The sequence below is a fragment of the Streptomyces sp. NPDC093111 genome (genome assembly GCF_040683955.1).
Taxonomy (GTDB): domain Bacteria; phylum Actinomycetota; class Actinomycetes; order Streptomycetales; family Streptomycetaceae; genus Streptomyces.
The window spans coordinates 298,000-312,341 of the sequence record NZ_JBFBNW010000002.1; the positions used below are offsets into that span (position 1 = coordinate 298,000).

The 14,342-nt window shown below is 71.7% G+C and carries 13 protein-coding genes; 11 read left to right on the forward strand and 2 right to left on the reverse strand.

Annotated elements, in window-relative coordinates:
* Positions 1-216: 216 nt before the first annotated feature.
* From AB0Q96_RS03770 to AB0Q96_RS03785, 4 genes are all read left to right on the forward strand, one after another.
* Positions 217-687: an anthrone oxygenase family protein gene (locus tag AB0Q96_RS03770; RefSeq protein WP_365321399.1), complete on the forward strand. Its 471-nt coding sequence runs from the start codon at positions 217-219 to the stop codon at positions 685-687.
* A gap of 300 nt (positions 688-987) precedes the next feature.
* Positions 988-1,635, forward strand: coding sequence for a ScbR family autoregulator-binding transcription factor (locus AB0Q96_RS03775; RefSeq protein ID WP_365321400.1), 648 nt, complete (start codon positions 988-990; stop codon positions 1,633-1,635).
* A gap of 305 nt (positions 1,636-1,940) precedes the next feature.
* Complete coding sequence (locus AB0Q96_RS03780; RefSeq protein WP_365321401.1) at positions 1,941-2,840, forward strand: AfsR/SARP family transcriptional regulator; 900 nt, start codon at positions 1,941-1,943, stop codon at positions 2,838-2,840.
* A gap of 182 nt (positions 2,841-3,022) precedes the next feature.
* Positions 3,023-5,059, forward strand: coding sequence for a helix-turn-helix domain-containing protein (locus tag AB0Q96_RS03785; protein ID WP_365321402.1), 2,037 nt, complete (start codon positions 3,023-3,025; stop codon positions 5,057-5,059).
* A gap of 137 nt (positions 5,060-5,196) precedes the next feature.
* Here the strand turns inward: AB0Q96_RS03785 and AB0Q96_RS03790 are convergent, their stop codons facing one another.
* Entirely contained in the window at positions 5,197-6,423 is a 1,227-nt protein-coding gene (locus AB0Q96_RS03790; protein WP_365321403.1) for a transposase, read from the reverse strand.
* A gap of 392 nt (positions 6,424-6,815) precedes the next feature.
* Between AB0Q96_RS03790 and crcB (AB0Q96_RS03795) the strand changes: the two genes are divergently transcribed.
* The 7 genes from crcB (AB0Q96_RS03795) (at position 6,816) to AB0Q96_RS03825 (ending at position 12,794) form a co-directional block, all read left to right on the forward strand.
* Positions 6,816-7,226: a fluoride efflux transporter CrcB gene (gene crcB / locus AB0Q96_RS03795; protein WP_365321404.1), complete on the forward strand. Its 411-nt coding sequence runs from the start codon at positions 6,816-6,818 to the stop codon at positions 7,224-7,226.
* A complete protein-coding gene (locus tag AB0Q96_RS03800) occupies positions 7,223-7,594 on the forward strand; it encodes a DUF190 domain-containing protein (protein WP_365321405.1) in 372 nt (123 codons plus the stop codon). The genes crcB (AB0Q96_RS03795) and AB0Q96_RS03800 overlap by 4 nt, the downstream gene beginning before the upstream one ends.
* Positions 7,591-7,941 carry a fluoride efflux transporter CrcB gene (gene crcB / locus AB0Q96_RS03805; protein ID WP_365321406.1) on the forward strand — a complete coding sequence of 117 codons (351 nt, stop codon included), beginning with the start codon at positions 7,591-7,593 and terminating at the stop codon, positions 7,939-7,941. The genes AB0Q96_RS03800 and crcB (AB0Q96_RS03805) overlap by 4 nt, the downstream gene beginning before the upstream one ends.
* Before the next feature lie 273 nt (positions 7,942-8,214).
* A complete protein-coding gene (kdpF, locus tag AB0Q96_RS03810; RefSeq protein ID WP_242330691.1) occupies positions 8,215-8,304 on the forward strand; it encodes a K(+)-transporting ATPase subunit F in 90 nt (29 codons plus the stop codon).
* A gap of 7 nt (positions 8,305-8,311) precedes the next feature.
* The gene (kdpA, locus tag AB0Q96_RS03815; protein WP_365321407.1) at positions 8,312-9,976 is read left to right on the forward strand and encodes a potassium-transporting ATPase subunit KdpA; all 1,665 of its coding nucleotides are present in this window, start codon (positions 8,312-8,314) and stop codon (positions 9,974-9,976) included.
* Positions 9,973-12,114, forward strand: a complete 2,142-nt coding sequence (gene kdpB / locus AB0Q96_RS03820) for a potassium-transporting ATPase subunit KdpB (RefSeq protein WP_365321408.1) — start codon at positions 9,973-9,975, stop codon at positions 12,112-12,114. The genes kdpA and kdpB overlap by 4 nt, the downstream gene beginning before the upstream one ends.
* Before the next feature lie 5 nt (positions 12,115-12,119).
* The gene (locus AB0Q96_RS03825) at positions 12,120-12,794 is read left to right on the forward strand and encodes a potassium-transporting ATPase subunit C (RefSeq protein WP_365321409.1); all 675 of its coding nucleotides are present in this window, start codon (positions 12,120-12,122) and stop codon (positions 12,792-12,794) included.
* Between the two features lie 117 nt (positions 12,795-12,911).
* Here the strand turns inward: AB0Q96_RS03825 and AB0Q96_RS03830 are convergent, their stop codons facing one another.
* Positions 12,912-14,342, reverse strand: a complete 1,431-nt coding sequence (locus tag AB0Q96_RS03830; RefSeq protein WP_365321410.1) for a DHA2 family efflux MFS transporter permease subunit — start codon at positions 14,340-14,342, stop codon at positions 12,912-12,914.

Consider the following 14,342-nt stretch of genomic DNA (forward strand, 5'->3'; position numbering starts at 1 on the left):
ACCCCCGCCCGTTCGGTGTGCCACTCCATGTACGCACGTGACTGCGTACGGTGACAACCCCTGTTGACAAAGGTGGCGAGTCCCTGCCACTGCGGTGTGCCTCAGGCGCCGTTGCCGCATTGAGGGTCATCCGCAACTCCCTCGTCTGCTCCCTTCCGACTGCTCGGGCGTCACATTCGGCAGGGTGTAAGGGAGTTGATCCGTCATCATGAGTGCATGGCCGCCCTGTTGCTCGCGCTCGCCGTCGTCTCCACCGGGCTCTACGCCGGATTCATGCTGATCTTCCAGACCGGCGTCATGCCCGCCCTCGCCCGGCTCCCCGACGAGGAGTTCGTCACGGCGATGCGGCGGATCAACGAGTACGTGCCGCGGCCGGTGTTCCTCCTCGTCTTCCTGGGCGTGGTGGTCTTTCCCGCGGCCGCCCTGTTCGTGCCCGTCGACGGGCGGACCGACGCCCAGAAGTGGCTGGTCCTGGCCGGGGTCGTGTGCGCGGTGGCCAATCACCTGGTCACCGTCGGCGGCAACGTCCCGCTCAACTCCGCCCTGGCGGCCTCCGAGTCGGGCGGCGCGCCGGCGGGTGAGGTGCGGGCGGCCTTCGAACAGCGCTGGAACGGGTTCCATCGGGTGCGCACGCTGCTCGTGCTCGGGGCCTTCGGGGCGCTCACCTGGTCCGCCGTCATCGGCTGAGGCCGGCGTAGGGGAGCCCTTCACGGACCGAAAGGTCTGTTTTTTCGTTGCCCTGAGTGACGGTGAGGGGGAGTCAGGGGCGGCGAACGGTGAGGAGGTTGGGGGGACCTGACGTTCTGTGTCCTGCGCTGGGCGGCGTTCCCGCAGGTCGGAGCGGTTTCCGTCCGATACGTGAGATGGTTGGGTTCACTGCGAACAAGGCTTCGGGTATCTTCCTGCTGCCGGAAAATTGGTACCCCCAGGTTTGTTTTCTCGGGCCACCGGGATGCCGGTTCGGGCGATGAGAGGGACGTGACTGCCATGGCGAAGCAGGATCGGGCGATCCGCACCCGTCAGGCGATCCTGGAAGCGGCCGCCGCCGTCTTCGACGAGCGGGGCTACGAGGCAGCCAAGCTCTCCGACATCCTTCAGCTCGCCCAGGTGACCAAGGGTGCGCTCTACTTCCACTTCGACTCCAAGGAAGACCTCGCGCACGCGGTGATCGACGCCCAGGTGTCGGTCGTGCCCACGGCGCCGCCGCAGATCTCCAAGGTGCAGGAGTTCGTCGACGTCGGCATGGTGTTCGCACACCGGCTGACCTGCGACCGCGTGCTGAGCGGCAGTGTGCGGCTCACCCTCGACCAGGGCGGCCACGAGCTCAACCGGAGCGGTCCCTACCGGGAGTGGACCGAGATCAACCTGCGGCTGCTCAACGCGGCGAAGGAGGGCGGCGAGCTGCTTCCGCACGCCGATCCCGAGGAGGTCGCCCCGCTGGTCGTCGGCTCCTACGCGGGGCTGAATCTGATGTCGCACGCGCTCGAAGGACACCGCTCGTCGATGGAGCGCTGGGCCTCGGCGCTCTACCACCACCTGCTTCCCAGCATCGTCGTCCCCTCCGTGCTGACCATGCTCGATCTGGAGCCCGGCAGGGGCGCGCGGGCACTCGGAGTGCCGGACGAGCGCTCCTAGGGGAGCCTTCAGCAGGTTAAATCAAACCGCCGTGGCGGTTTCTTTGGGATGCTGGCCGGATGACACCTGCACGACTGCCTGAAAACGATCCCCAAATCATACCCGTGGGTCCAGTATCTGGATTCGCGGGTACGTTTCGTTGCCCGTTCGCGCAGAGTCGATGAGGGTAGATGCGGACGAAAGGGATGAAAACACCTCATCGAGGAGTCGGCGATTCCGTACCGTCCGGTTTCTTATTGACATGCATCGCGGTCTCTTTTCTAATCATCGAGGGTCATCCCGTGCACAGACGCTGAGGGGGCAAAGTGGACGTCCGGATCCTGGGAGGGCTGTCGGTACGCGAGAACGGGGTGTCGATCACCCCGACCGCCGCCGCGCCACGACAACTGCTCGCCCTGCTCGCCGCCAGTGCCGATCAGGTCGTTCCCGTCACCGTCCTCATGGAGGAGGTGTGGCCGTCCGGCGCGCCGCGAGGCGCCCGGGTCGAGCTCCACTCGCACGTCCTCGGGCTGCGGGGGCTCATCGCCGCAGCGCTCACCGAGGGCCCGACCGCCGTCGGCGGCCGGGCGGTCGAGGAGGACGTCGACGGGCGCACCGCCGAGACCGTCCTCGCCGCCCAGTCCGGCGGCTACCGCCTCGACACCGGCGGCGGCTCCCACGACGTCTGGCAGTTCGAGCGCGCGGCGGGCGCCGGATACCGCGCCATGGAGGCCGGCGACCTCCCGCGCGCCGCGCTCCGCCTCGGCGAGGCCCTCGCCCTGTGGCGCGGCGAGCCGTACGCGGGCGTCGACGCGGGCCCCCGGCTCCGCGCGGAGACCGAACGGCTCGAAGCCTCCCGGCTCAGCGTGCTCGACCAGTGGGTCGAGGCGCAGCTCGGGCTCGGCCGGCACGTCGAGATGGTCCCCGAGCTCGCCGTCCTCGCCGCCCGGCACCCCGTCAACGAGTCGCTGCACGGCCAGTTCATGGTCGCCCTGCTGCGCTCCGGGCGCGCCGACGACGCCCTGGAAGCCTTCCGCAGGCTCTGCGTCGGCCTCCAGCGCGACGGCGGCCGGGAGCCCTCGGCACGCCTCCGCCGCCTGCACCGCTCGGTGCTGACCGTGCGGGACGCCGGGCTGCCCCGCATCCCGACCCAGGCGAGCGGTCTGTGGCTGCGGCCCGAACCGGCCGTGGCCGGCATGGCGGGTCTGGCGGCGAGTCTGGTCTGACGGTCCTCCGGAAGGGGCCGACGGGTGTCCGGCGCCTCTCCGAAGGAGTCGGGCAGATGTCCGACAGGTGTCCGGCGGGCCTGTGACGTGCGGTCGGACCCAAAGGGGAATGAAGTGGTCGATCTCACCGTTGACCGACGTCGACGACCGAATTATTTTCGGCCAGCGGAGGGAGTTGAGGCATGTCCTACGACAGCACGGACGGGGGCGGGGGCGCCGACGCGCTCACCGTGCTGGAGCTGCTGGCCCGACAGGCCCCACCGGGCCGGTTCGCCGAACTCCTCGACCAGGCAAGGGTGGCGGGCCTCCCGGAGAGCGAACTGGGTGCCCTGGAAAGGGCCGTTCATCTCGCCACCGGCGTCAGCTGCTCCCTCGCCCGCCGCGAGCAGCGCGAGGAAGGGCTCGCCGCCCTCCTCGACACCACGCGGGACCTGACCCTTCCGTACGACCTGGACGGCCTGCTGCGGGTCGTCACCCGCCGCGCCAAGCGCGTCCTCGGCCTCGACCTGGCCTGCGTCACTCTGCGTGGCCCGCACGGCGGGCGCCTCCTGCACAGCGCCGAAGGCGCCCTCACCGCACTCGACCCGGCCGGCTGCCCCACCCTCTTCGAGGGCGACGGCCTCGGCGGCCTGGTGCAGGCGCTCGGCGAGCCCGCCTGGACCGAGGACTACCTCGCCGACGCGCGGTTCGCGCACTCCGCCGCCATAGACGAACTCGTACGGGCCGAGGGCCTGCGGGGCGTCCTCGCCGTGCCGCTGCGCACCGGCGACAGCACCCTCGGCGTGCTCTACGGCGCCGACCGCAGCACCCGCAGGTACACCGCCGACGAGATCGCCCTGGTCGCCGCGCTCGCCGACCTGGCCGCCGTCGCCACCGAGAAGTCCGGGCTCCTCGACCAGACCAGGGCCGAGGTCACCGAGCTCGAACGGGACAGCTCCCGCGCCCGCACCCGGCTCACCCGCATGCGCTACATCGGCGAGGCGCACAGCCGGATCATGAACCTGATCCTGGCCGGCGGCGACCTGCGCAACGTCGCCACCGCCGCCGGCGACGCCCTCGACGGGGCCGTCCTCGTCCGCGACCCGGGTGGCCGCACCCTCGCCCAGGCCGGGGAGCTGCCCGGCCTCGACGAGGACGCCGTCGCCAAGGCCTCGCTCGACGCCCACGCGGGCCGCCGCCCCGTCCTCACCGCGGGCGAACCGGGGCGGCCGGGTGCGCCGGGGGACCGCGGCCACCTCGACGGCGCCGGCGACCAGACCTGGGTCGCGCCGGTCCTCGCTGGCTCCGAGGACCTGGGCGTCCTCGTCGTCCGCGCCGCGACCCCGCTCACCGGCGAGGACGAGCGCCTGCTCGAACTCGCGGCCCAGTCGGTCGCGTTCCTGCTCCTGATGCAGCGCTCCACCGCCGTCGCCGAGGGCCCCGTCCGTGACGAGCTCCTCGACGACCTGCTGTCCGAGCCGCAGCACGCCCCGCAGCAGATCGCCCAGCGGGCCCGCCGCCTCGGCCTCGACCTGCGCAAGCCGCACGTCGTCGTGGTGGCCCGTCCGGAGGGCGGCGAGCAGGGCCGGGCGGTCGTGTGGGCCTCCTCGTACGCGTACCGCATGTCCGGTCTGAAGACCGTGCACGGCGGCGCGATCGTGCTGCTGCTGCCCGGCGTGGACGCCTCGGCCGCCGCGAAGGCCGTCTCGGGCGAGCTCTCCCCGCTGCTCGGTCACCCCGTCTCGGTGGGCGCGGCCGGTCCCGGCTGGAGCCCGGACAGCGTGAGCCGGCTCTATCTGGAGGCCATGCGCTGCCTGGACGCGATGGGCGCGCTGGGGGGTTCGGGCGCGGCGGCGTCCGTGCAGGACCTGGGGTTCCTCGGGCTGCTGCTCTCGGACGACCACGACGTGGACGGGTTCATCGAGTCGGCGATCGGGCCCGTGCTCGACTACGACGCCGAACGGTTCACCGATCTGACCCGCACCCTGGAGGCGTACTTCGCCTCCGGCGGCAGCCCCACCAACGCGGCCGAGGCGCTGCACGTGCACCCCAACACCGTCTCGCGCCGCCTGGAGCGGATCGGCGAACTCCTCGGCGCGGAGTGGCAGAAGCCCGGCCACGTCCTGGAGGTCCAGCTGGCGCTGCGCCTCCAGCGCACCCGCGACGTCCTGGCCCGCCAGCGCGCCGACCTCCGCGACGTACGCGGCACACCCCCGTCCTGCGAGCGACCGGGGGCGTGAGGCCGGGGGCGTGAAGCGGGGGCATGAAGCCGGAGGCGTGAGGCCGGGGCCGTGAGGCCGGAGGCCCGCCCCCCCGTCCGGGAGGCGGGTGACCACCGGCCCTCAAGGCCCGGGCGGTCCGCCCGGGCCCCGTGCCGTCAGCCCGCCGAGCGGCCCTGCACCTGCCCGTACGCCGTCGGTGCCGCCGCCGTGTTCCAGCCGGGGGCGAGGACGGTCGCCGCGTGGGCGGCGGAGGCGAGGGTGATGTGGCGGTGCCAGCCGCGGAACGAGCGGCCCACGAAGTCCCGCAGGCCCGCGCCCTCGCCGACCGCGCGGAAGTCCCGCTCCACCCGCCGCGACAGCTTCGTCAGCCGCAGCAGCGGGCCGACCGCCGAACCGGTCAGGTCCGTGATCCACAGCCGGGCCGGGGCCCGCCGCGGGTCGTCCCACTCGCCGAGCAGCAGCAGCGGACGCTGCCGCTCCCCGGCCGGTACGGGCAGGGTGACCCGTACCGCCGTGGCGAGCGAGGTCCGCGAGGTGCGCACCCCGGCCGCCGAGTCCACCCAGCTCACCGGGCGCCGCAGCCCCTTGAGGGACTCCAGGATCTGCTGGGCCGTCAGCGGGCCCGCGCCGAAGCCGGGCAGCGAGCGGTCCGCGACGGTCAGCCGGCAGCCGGTGCCGATCCGGGCCACCACCGGCACGCCGGCGACGGCGAGCCGGTGCAGGGCCGCCCGGCCCGCGCCGCCGCGGATGTCGAGCAGCAGCGGCTTGCGGGTCACCTCCGGCCAGCGGGCGGTGTCGAGCGCCGCGTTGACGGCGCACTCCTCCAGCGTCTCCTCCGCCGCACCCTCGGGTACCTCCGCACGGTCGCGCCGCGTGCGGTCCTTGACCCAGGGGTCCGGCAGGAAGAGACGCCAGTTGACGGGGACGCTCAGCTCCTCGGAGGCGAACCACACCCCGAAGGCCTGCTGTCCGCGGAAGACCTGGCCGCGCTCCGGATCGAAGCGGCGGTCGACACCGACCGAGTGGTCGCCGGCCTTCGGTATCGGCATGGGGCGCACCACCCACGCCTGCGGCCCGTTGTTCTGCTGCAGGTACCGGGCCAGCTCGGCCCGCATCGGGCGCCAGTCCCACGTGGAGCTGGAGATGAAGTGGTGCAGGCTCTGCTCCGCGGCCGGCCCGCCGATCTGGGCGGCGATGTTGCGGATGGACTTGCGACCCTGCGCGGTCAGCAGACCGCGCAGATACTGCTCGGCCTTGATCCGCTGGTCGCGGCGCGGGAAGCCGGAGAAGAGCGCGGCGCACAACTCGCCGTAGACGTCCTCGTCCGCCGCGTCACGGGGCGCGGCGACGGTCCTGAACCTGGTTGCGACGGATGTACTCACGACACTCCTGACCGACGGTTGCGCAGCTCCCTCCAGCTGCACCTCAAAGGTCGCGGTTCGGCGCCGCCAGGACGAGGTGTACCCGGCACCCGTCTGAGCCGCCGGATGGTGGCCGGACCACCGCCATACCCCGCGGGGGGATCTGACAGACTCGCCGGACCGGCTTTGACCCGTGTGCGGCCTGGCCCGGAGCATCACTCCCGAGGCTGCACGGGCCGGGCTCCGGTTAATGCCCCAGGCCGGGGACCGTGCCTGTGCGCCTCGCTTCTCAGCTCACCCCGCGTACCCGCTGTGAGCTGCGGTGAGCTGTGGTGATCAGCGCTGATCTGCGGTGATCTGTACGGACGCGCCCGCGCGCGGGTCCGTGCGCCCCGAGCGCCTAACCTGGTTCCATGGGATTCCGCGCGCAGCTTCCGGTCGTCGGCGTGGTCGCCGCGGGCGGCGCGATCGGTGCCTGCGCCCGGTACGCGGCGACGCTCGCCTGGCCCACCCCGGCCGGTGCCTTCCCCTGGACGATCCTCACCGTCAACGCGGCCGGCTGCGCGCTGCTCGGCGTGATCATGGTGTTCGCCACCGAGACCCTCACCCCGCCGCACCCGCTCCTGCGCCCCTTCCTCGGCACCGGGATCTGCGGCGGCTTCACCACCTTCTCCACCTATTCCGTCGACACCCAGCGGCTGCTCGCCGCCGGGGACACCGTGCGCGGGCTGCTGTACATGGCGCTGACCGCGCTGACCGCGCTCGCCGCGGTGTGGGCGGGCGTCACGGCGGCCCGGGCCGTACCGGCAAGGAGGCAGCGATGACCCGGCTCGCGGGCCCCGCCCTGCGCCTGACCGTCCTCGTCGGCGAACGCGACACCTGGCACCACCGGCCGCTCTACACCGAGATCGTGCACCGCGCCCACGCGGCCGGTCTCGCGGGCGCCTCCGTCTTCCGCGGCATCGAGGGCTTCGGCGCCGCCTCCCTCGTCCACACCACCCGGCTCCTCTCGCTCGGCGACGACCTGCCGGTCGCGGTCCTGATCGTGGACACCGAGGAGCGGGTACGGGCCTTCCTGCCGCGGCTGGAGGAGCTGGTTTCGGACGACCTGGTCCTCCTGGAGGCCTGCGAGGTCGTCCACTACGCGGGCGGCGGGTCCCGTCCCTCGGCATCGCAGGAGCCGCCCGGGTGAACTGGCTGCTCGTCGTCCTGGGCGCCACGGTCGGCGCCCCCCTGCGCTACCTCACCGACCGCGCCGTCCAGGCCCGCCACGACTCGGTCTTCCCCTGGGGCACCTTCATCGTCAACGTGGTCGGCTCCTTCGTCCTCGGCCTCCTCACCGGCGTCGCGTCCGCCCGCCTGGGGCTGCTCCTCGGCGCGGGCCTGTGCGGGGCGCTCACGACGTACTCGACCTTCTCCTTCGAGACGCTGAAGCTGTACGAGTCGGGCGCCCGCTTCTACGCGGTGGCCAACGTCCTCGGGAGCATCGCCGCCGGGCTCGGCGCCGCCTGGCTGGGCGTGGAGCTCGTCGCGCGCTGACCGGAGTCGCGTAAGGCCCCGGGAGAGGCCCCCGGCGGGCCCCGGCGCCGCGTCCGGGGCGGAGGGCGCGTAGAGGATGCGTCAAGAGGATCCCCGGCGGCGTTAGGGGCCCGTCAACGGCGGCGGTGGCCTGTCCGAAAAGAGGTTTGCTCGGCAGGTCAGAAACATCCGCCCTCTCCGTCAGGAGCTCACGATGGCCGACCTGGCCTTCGTGGCCACCACGATCGCGGTCTTCGCGCTGGTGGCCTTCATCGCCAAGGGGGTGGCGAAGCTGTGACTGCCGAGAACATCGTCGGCCTCATCGTCGCCGTCGCCCTCCTGGGATATCTGGTCCTCGCCCTCGTCAAGCCGGAGAGGTTCTGAGCCGGATATGTCTCCTGTTCTGGCTGGGGTCCTCCAGCTCCTCGCCCTGGTCGTCGCGCTCGGTCTGTCGTACCGGCCGCTGGGCGACCACATGGCGCGTGTCTACTCCTCGGAGAAGCACTACCGGCCCGAGAAGTGGATCTACAAGGCGATCGGGGCCAACCCTGACACGGAGATGCGCTGGCCGGCGTATCTGCGCGGGGTGCTCGCCTTCTCCGCGGTGAGCGTCCTCTTCCTCTACCTGCTCCAGCGCGTCCAGGGCTCCCTGCCCGGCTCGCTCGGCTTCGTCTCCATCGACCCGGACCAGGCGTTCAACACGGCGGCGTCGTTCGTCGCGAACACCAACTGGCAGTCGTACTACGGCGAGCAGGCCATGGGGCACGTGGTGCAGACCGGCGGCCTGGCGGTGCAGAACTTCGTCTCGGCGGCGGTCGGCATCGCGGTGGCGGTCGCGCTGGTGCGCGGATTCGCCCGCTCCCGTACGGGTGAGCTGGGCAACTTCTGGGCCGATCTGGTGCGGGGCACCGTCCGGATCCTGCTGCCGATCTCGGTGATCGGCGCGCTCGTCCTGGTGGCGTGCGGCGCGATCCAGAACTTCGCCGGCATCCACGAGGTCGGCCAGTTCACGGGCGGCTCGCAGCAGTGGAACGGCGGGGCGGTGGCCTCGCAGGAGGTCATCAAGGAGCTGGGGACGAACGGCGGCGGCTACTTCAACGCCAACTCGGCCCACCCGTTCGAGAACCCCAACGGGCTGTCGAACCTCTTCGAGATCTACCTGATCCTCGTCATCCCCTTCGCGCTGACCCGCACCTTCGGCCGCATGGTCGGCTCGGTCAAGCAGGGGTACGCGATCCTGGCGACCATGGCCACCATCTGGGTCGGCTTCGTCGCGCTGATGATGTGGACCGAGTTCTCCCACCCGGGCCCCGCCTTCGACCTGGCGGGCGGCGCGATGGAGGGCAAGGAGACCCGGTTCGGGATCGCCGGCTCGTCGCTCTTCGCGGTCACCACCACGCTGACCTCGACCGGAGCGGTGAACTCCTTCCACTCCTCGTACACGGGCTTCGGCGGCGGCATCACCATGCTGGGGATGCAGCTGGGCGAGATCGCGCCCGGCGGCGTCGGCTCCGGCCTGTACGGCATGCTGATCATGGCGATCATCGCGGTGTTCCTCGCCGGCCTGATGGTCGGCCGCACCCCGGAGTACCTGGGCAAGAAGATCGGCACCCGCGAGATCAAGTACGCGGCCTGCTACATCCTCGTCACCCCGGCCCTCGTCCTGACCTTCACCGCGCTCGCGATGGCCCTGCCGACCCCCGCCGACTCGATGACCAACACCGGCGCGCACGGCTTCTCCGAGATCCTGTACGCCTACACCTCCGGCGCGAACAACAACGGTTCCGCGTTCGCGGGGCTGAACGCAGACACCCAGTGGTTCAACACGACGATCGGCATCGCGATGCTGCTCGGCCGCTTCCTGCCGATGGTGTTCGTCCTCGCACTGGCCGGATCCCTCGCCGAGCAGGCGCCCGTCCCTGAGACCGCGGGCACGCTGCGCACCGAGAAGCCGCTGTTCACGGGCCTGTTGGTCGGCACGATCATGATCATCACCGGTCTGACCTACTTCCCGGCCCTCGCGCTGGGCCCGCTCGCCGAAGGGCTCGCGGCATGAACACCGACGTAGAGAAGCAGCAGGACACCATGTCCCTCACCACGACACCCTCAGCGGCTCCGCACAGCGACGTCCCCACCGGCCACAAGCCGACGACGGGCCGGGTCGGCGGCGGGCTCTTCGACCCGGGGCAGCTGCTCAGGTCGCTGCCGGACGCGGTCAGGAAGCTCGACCCCCGGGTGATGGTCAAGTCGCCGGTCATGTTCGTGGTGCTGGTCGGGTCGGTGGTCACCACCGGGCTCGCGATCAAGAACCCGGGCGACTGGTTCGGCTGGGCGATCACGGCCTGGCTGTGGCTGACCACGATCTTCGCCAACCTCGCGGAGGCGGTGGCCGAGGGCCGGGGCAAGGCCCAGGCCGACACCCTGCGCAAGGCCAAGACCGACACGGTCGCCCGCCGGATCATCGGCACGAACGAGGAGCGGGTCCCGGGCACCGAGCTGCGCATCGGCGACCTGGTGGTCTGCGAGGCCGGCGACGTCATCCCCGGCGACGGTGACGTCGTCGAGGGCGTGGCGAGCGTCGACGAGTCCGCCATCACCGGTGAGTCCGCGCCCGTCATCCGTGAGTCGGGTGGCGACCGGTGCGCGGTGACGGGCGGCACCAAGGTGCTGTCGGACCGGATCGTCATCAAGATCACGACGAAGCCCGGCGAGACCTTCATCGACCGCATGATCAACCTGGTCGAGGGCGCGGCCAGGCAGAAGACGCCCAACGAGATCGCCCTCAACATCCTGCTGGCGTCCCTCACGATCGTCTTCCTGCTCGCGGTCGTCACGCTGAAGCCGTTCGCGATCTACGCGGGCGCCGACAAGCAGACCTCGATGATCGTCCTCACGGCGCTGCTCGTCTGCCTGATCCCGACGACGATCGGCGCCCTGCTGTCCGCGATCGGCATCGCCGGCATGGACCGGCTGGTCCAGCGCAACGTCCTCGCGATGTCCGGCCGCGCCGTCGAGGCCGCCGGCGACGTGTCGACGCTGCTGCTCGACAAGACCGGCACCATCACCCTCGGCAACCGCCAGGCCGCCGAGTTCGCCCCGGTGGCCGGGACGACGGAGGCCGAACTGGCCGACGCCGCCCAGCTCTCCTCCCTCGCCGACGAGACGCCCGAGGGGCGCTCGATCGTGGTCCTCGCGAAGGAGAAGTACGGGCTGCGCGAGCGGCACCAGGGCGAGCTGACCGGTGCGGAGTGGATCGAGTTCACCGCCCAGACCCGCATGTCGGGTGTGGACGTGGACGGCAGGAGGATCCGCAAGGGCGCGACCGGTTCGGTCCTGGCCTGGGTGAAGGAGAACGGCGGACATGTCGCCGAGGACGCGCAGGTGCTCACCGACGCCATTTCCCAGGCTGGTGGCACGCCGCTCCTGGTGGCTGCTCAGGACGGCGAGGGTGCGCGTGTCCTGGGGGTCATCCACCTGAAGGACGTGGTCAAGGAGGGCATGCGGGAGCGGTTCGACGAGCTGCGCCGGATGGGCATCAAGACCATCATGATCACGGGTGACAACCCGCTGACCGCGAAGGCGATCGCCGAGGAGGCGGGTGTCGACGACTTCCTCGCGGAGGCCACCCCCGAGGACAAGATGGCCCTCATCAAGCGGGAGCAGGCCGGCGGGAAGCTGGTCGCGATGACCGGTGACGGCACCAACGACGCCCCCGCCCTCGCGCAGGCCGACGTCGGCGTGGCGATGAACACGGGCACGTCGGCCGCGAAGGAGGCCGGCAACATGGTCGACCTCGACTCCAACCCGACCAAGCTCATCGAGATCGTCGAGATCGGCAAGCAACTCCTCATCACCCGAGGCGCATTGACGACCTTCTCGATCGCCAACGACGTGGCGAAGTACTTCGCCATCATCCCCGCGATGTTCGCCGTCGCCTACCCGGGCCTCGACAAGCTCAACATCATGGGCCTGGCCTCGCCCGAGTCCGCGATCCTGTCCGCGGTCATCTTCAACGCGCTGATCATCATCGCGCTCGTGCCGCTCGCCCTGAAGGGCGTGCGCTACCGGCCGACCAGCGCCGACCGGATGCTCCGCCGCAACCTCGGCCTCTACGGACTCGGCGGCCTGATCGCCCCGTTCGTCGGCATCAAGATCATCGACCTGCTCCTCTCCCTCATCCCCGGAATCGGCTGACGATCATGAACACCTCCGTAGGAAGCACGAGCCGCCTGCTCTGGGCGGGCCTGCGCGCCCTCCTCGTCCTGACCGTCGTCTGCGGCGTCCTCTACCCGCTGGCCGTCACCGGCATCGCCCAACTCGCCTTCCCCGGCAAGGCGAACGGCTCCGAGGTCAAGGACGCGAGCGGCAGGGTCGTCGGCTCCGAACTCATCGGCCAGACCTACAACCTCCCGCTCAAGGACGGCGAGGAGACCGCGAGCCCGGACCTCAAGTGGTTCCAGCCGCGCCCGTCGAACGGCCTCGGCTCCAACAGCGTCAACACCCAGTACAAGCTGATCCTGTCCGGCGCCACCAACCGCTCGGGCGACAACGCCGACCTGATCAAGTGGGTCACCGACGCCAAGGCCGCCGTGGTCAAGGACAACTCCACGGCCGGCTACCAGGTGAAGCCGTCCGACGTCCCCGCGGACGCCGTCACCTCCTCCGGCTCCGGCCTCGACCCGCACATCTCCCCGGAGTACGCGAAGCTCCAGGTCCACCGCGTCGCCGAACTCAACAAGCTGGACGTGGCGACGGTCGAGCGGCTGGTCGCCGACCACACCGACGGCCGCATCCTCGGCTTCGTCGGCGAACCCCGCGTCAACGTCCTCCAGCTCAACATCGCCCTCAAGGCGCTCGTGGCGGACAAGGGCTGACCCGGCGCCACGCACCGCGGGCTCCGCGGATCCGGGACGACTTCCCGGACCCGCGGAGCCGCGGTGTTTTGGGGGGATCCGCTATGGGGGGATCCGTCAGGGGGGATCCGTCCCCGCTCAAGGCGTACGTGTCGCCCGGCCCGGCAGCAGCAGGGCCGGCAGGGCCGCCGCCGCCAGCAGGGCCGCCGCCACGGCGAAGGCCGTGCGGAAGCCGGCCGGGTCGGTGCCGGCCGTGCTGAGCACGACCGAGCACAGGGCCGTCCCCACGGAGGCGCCGAGCTGCGAGTTGATGCCGAGGAAGGTGCTCGCGGCGGCCATGCGGTCCTTCGCGAGGGAGCGGCTCGCCGTGGTCATCGTGGGCATCAGGACCATGCCCGCGCCCACGCCCATCAGCATCGCCGCCGCGACGACCCGCCAGGGCGCCACGCCCGCCGTACCGGTCTGCAGGGCCGTCAGGCCCATGCCGAGGGCGGCGAGGACGACGCCGACGGGGATCAGGCGCCGGGGGGAGGCGCTGTCGATGCGGCGGGCGGCGATCTGCATGCTCACGCCGACGGTGAGCCCGACGGGGGCGACGAGCAGACCGGCGGCGGTCGAGCTGAAGCCGCGCACGCCCTGCCAGTACATGGGCGTCAGGAGCATGGAGCCGAAGTAGCCGCAGGTGAACAGGGCCAGGGTGCCGATGCCGACCGCGAACGTACGGTCGCGCAGCAGGCGCAGGTCGAGGAGCGGCTCCCGGGCCGTCAGGGCCCGCCGGACGAACAGGGCGATGAGCAGCGCGCCGGCGAGCGTGGGGGCCAGGGTCCCGAGGGCGGTGAGGTCGCCGGTCTCGGCGCCGCGGGCGAGCCCGTACAGGAGCAGGGCGAGGCCGGGGGAGAGGGTCAGCAGGCCGGGGACGTCCAGGCGGGGCGCCGGGGTTCCGGGGCGGGGGGCGTCGGGGCGGAGGAGCCGGGCGGCGAGGAACAGGGCGACGGCGCCGACGGGCAGGTTGACCAGGAAGATCCAGTGCCAGGAGGCGGCGTCGAGCAGCCAGCCGCCGAGCGCGGGACCGGCCACCGGGCCGACCAGGATGGGCAGTCCGAGCAGGGCCATCGCCCGCCCGAAGCGTTCGGGGTCGGCCGCCCGCATCACCATGGCCATGCCCACCGGCATCAGCAGCCCGCCGCCGAGCCCCTGCACCGCGCGAAAGGCGATCATGCTGCCCGCGTCCCAGGCGAACGCGGCGAGCAGGGACCCGAGGGTGAAGAGGGCGAGGGCGGTGAGGTACGTGCGCCGGGCGCCGATCCGGCCCATGGCCCAGGCGGCCGTCGGGATGACGGCGGCCAGGGCGAGCGAGTAGGCGGTCGCGGTCCACTGGATGGTGGCCAGCGGGGCGTCGAAGGCCGCTGACAGCTTGCGCAGGGCGACGTTGACGATGGTCACGTCGAGGACGGACATCACGGAGCCGATGACGACGACGGTGAGGACCCGCCCCAGCGGGGTGCCGGACGCCGGGGCGGACCCGCCGGCCGTGGCGGCCCGCTCGGCGCGGGGTGCGGTGGTGCTCAT

Coding starts and splice junctions, on each gene's coding strand:
- AB0Q96_RS03770 (WP_365321399.1), top strand. CDS start 217: ATGGCCGCCCTGTTGCTCGCGCTCGCCGTCGTCTCCACCGGGCTCTAC.
- AB0Q96_RS03775 (WP_365321400.1), top strand. CDS start 988: ATGGCGAAGCAGGATCGGGCGATCCGCACCCGTCAGGCGATCCTGGAA.
- AB0Q96_RS03785 (WP_365321402.1), top strand. CDS start 3,023: ATGTCCTACGACAGCACGGACGGGGGCGGGGGCGCCGACGCGCTCACC.
- crcB (WP_365321404.1), top strand. CDS start 6,816: ATGGGATTCCGCGCGCAGCTTCCGGTCGTCGGCGTGGTCGCCGCGGGC.
- AB0Q96_RS03800 (WP_365321405.1), top strand. CDS start 7,223: ATGACCCGGCTCGCGGGCCCCGCCCTGCGCCTGACCGTCCTCGTCGGC.
- kdpA (WP_365321407.1), top strand. CDS start 8,312: ATGTCTCCTGTTCTGGCTGGGGTCCTCCAGCTCCTCGCCCTGGTCGTC.
- kdpB (WP_365321408.1), top strand. CDS start 9,973: ATGAACACCGACGTAGAGAAGCAGCAGGACACCATGTCCCTCACCACG.
- AB0Q96_RS03825 (WP_365321409.1), top strand. CDS start 12,120: ATGAACACCTCCGTAGGAAGCACGAGCCGCCTGCTCTGGGCGGGCCTG.
- AB0Q96_RS03830 (WP_365321410.1), bottom strand. CDS start 14,342: ATGAGCACCACCGCACCCCGCGCCGAGCGGGCCGCCACGGCCGGCGGG.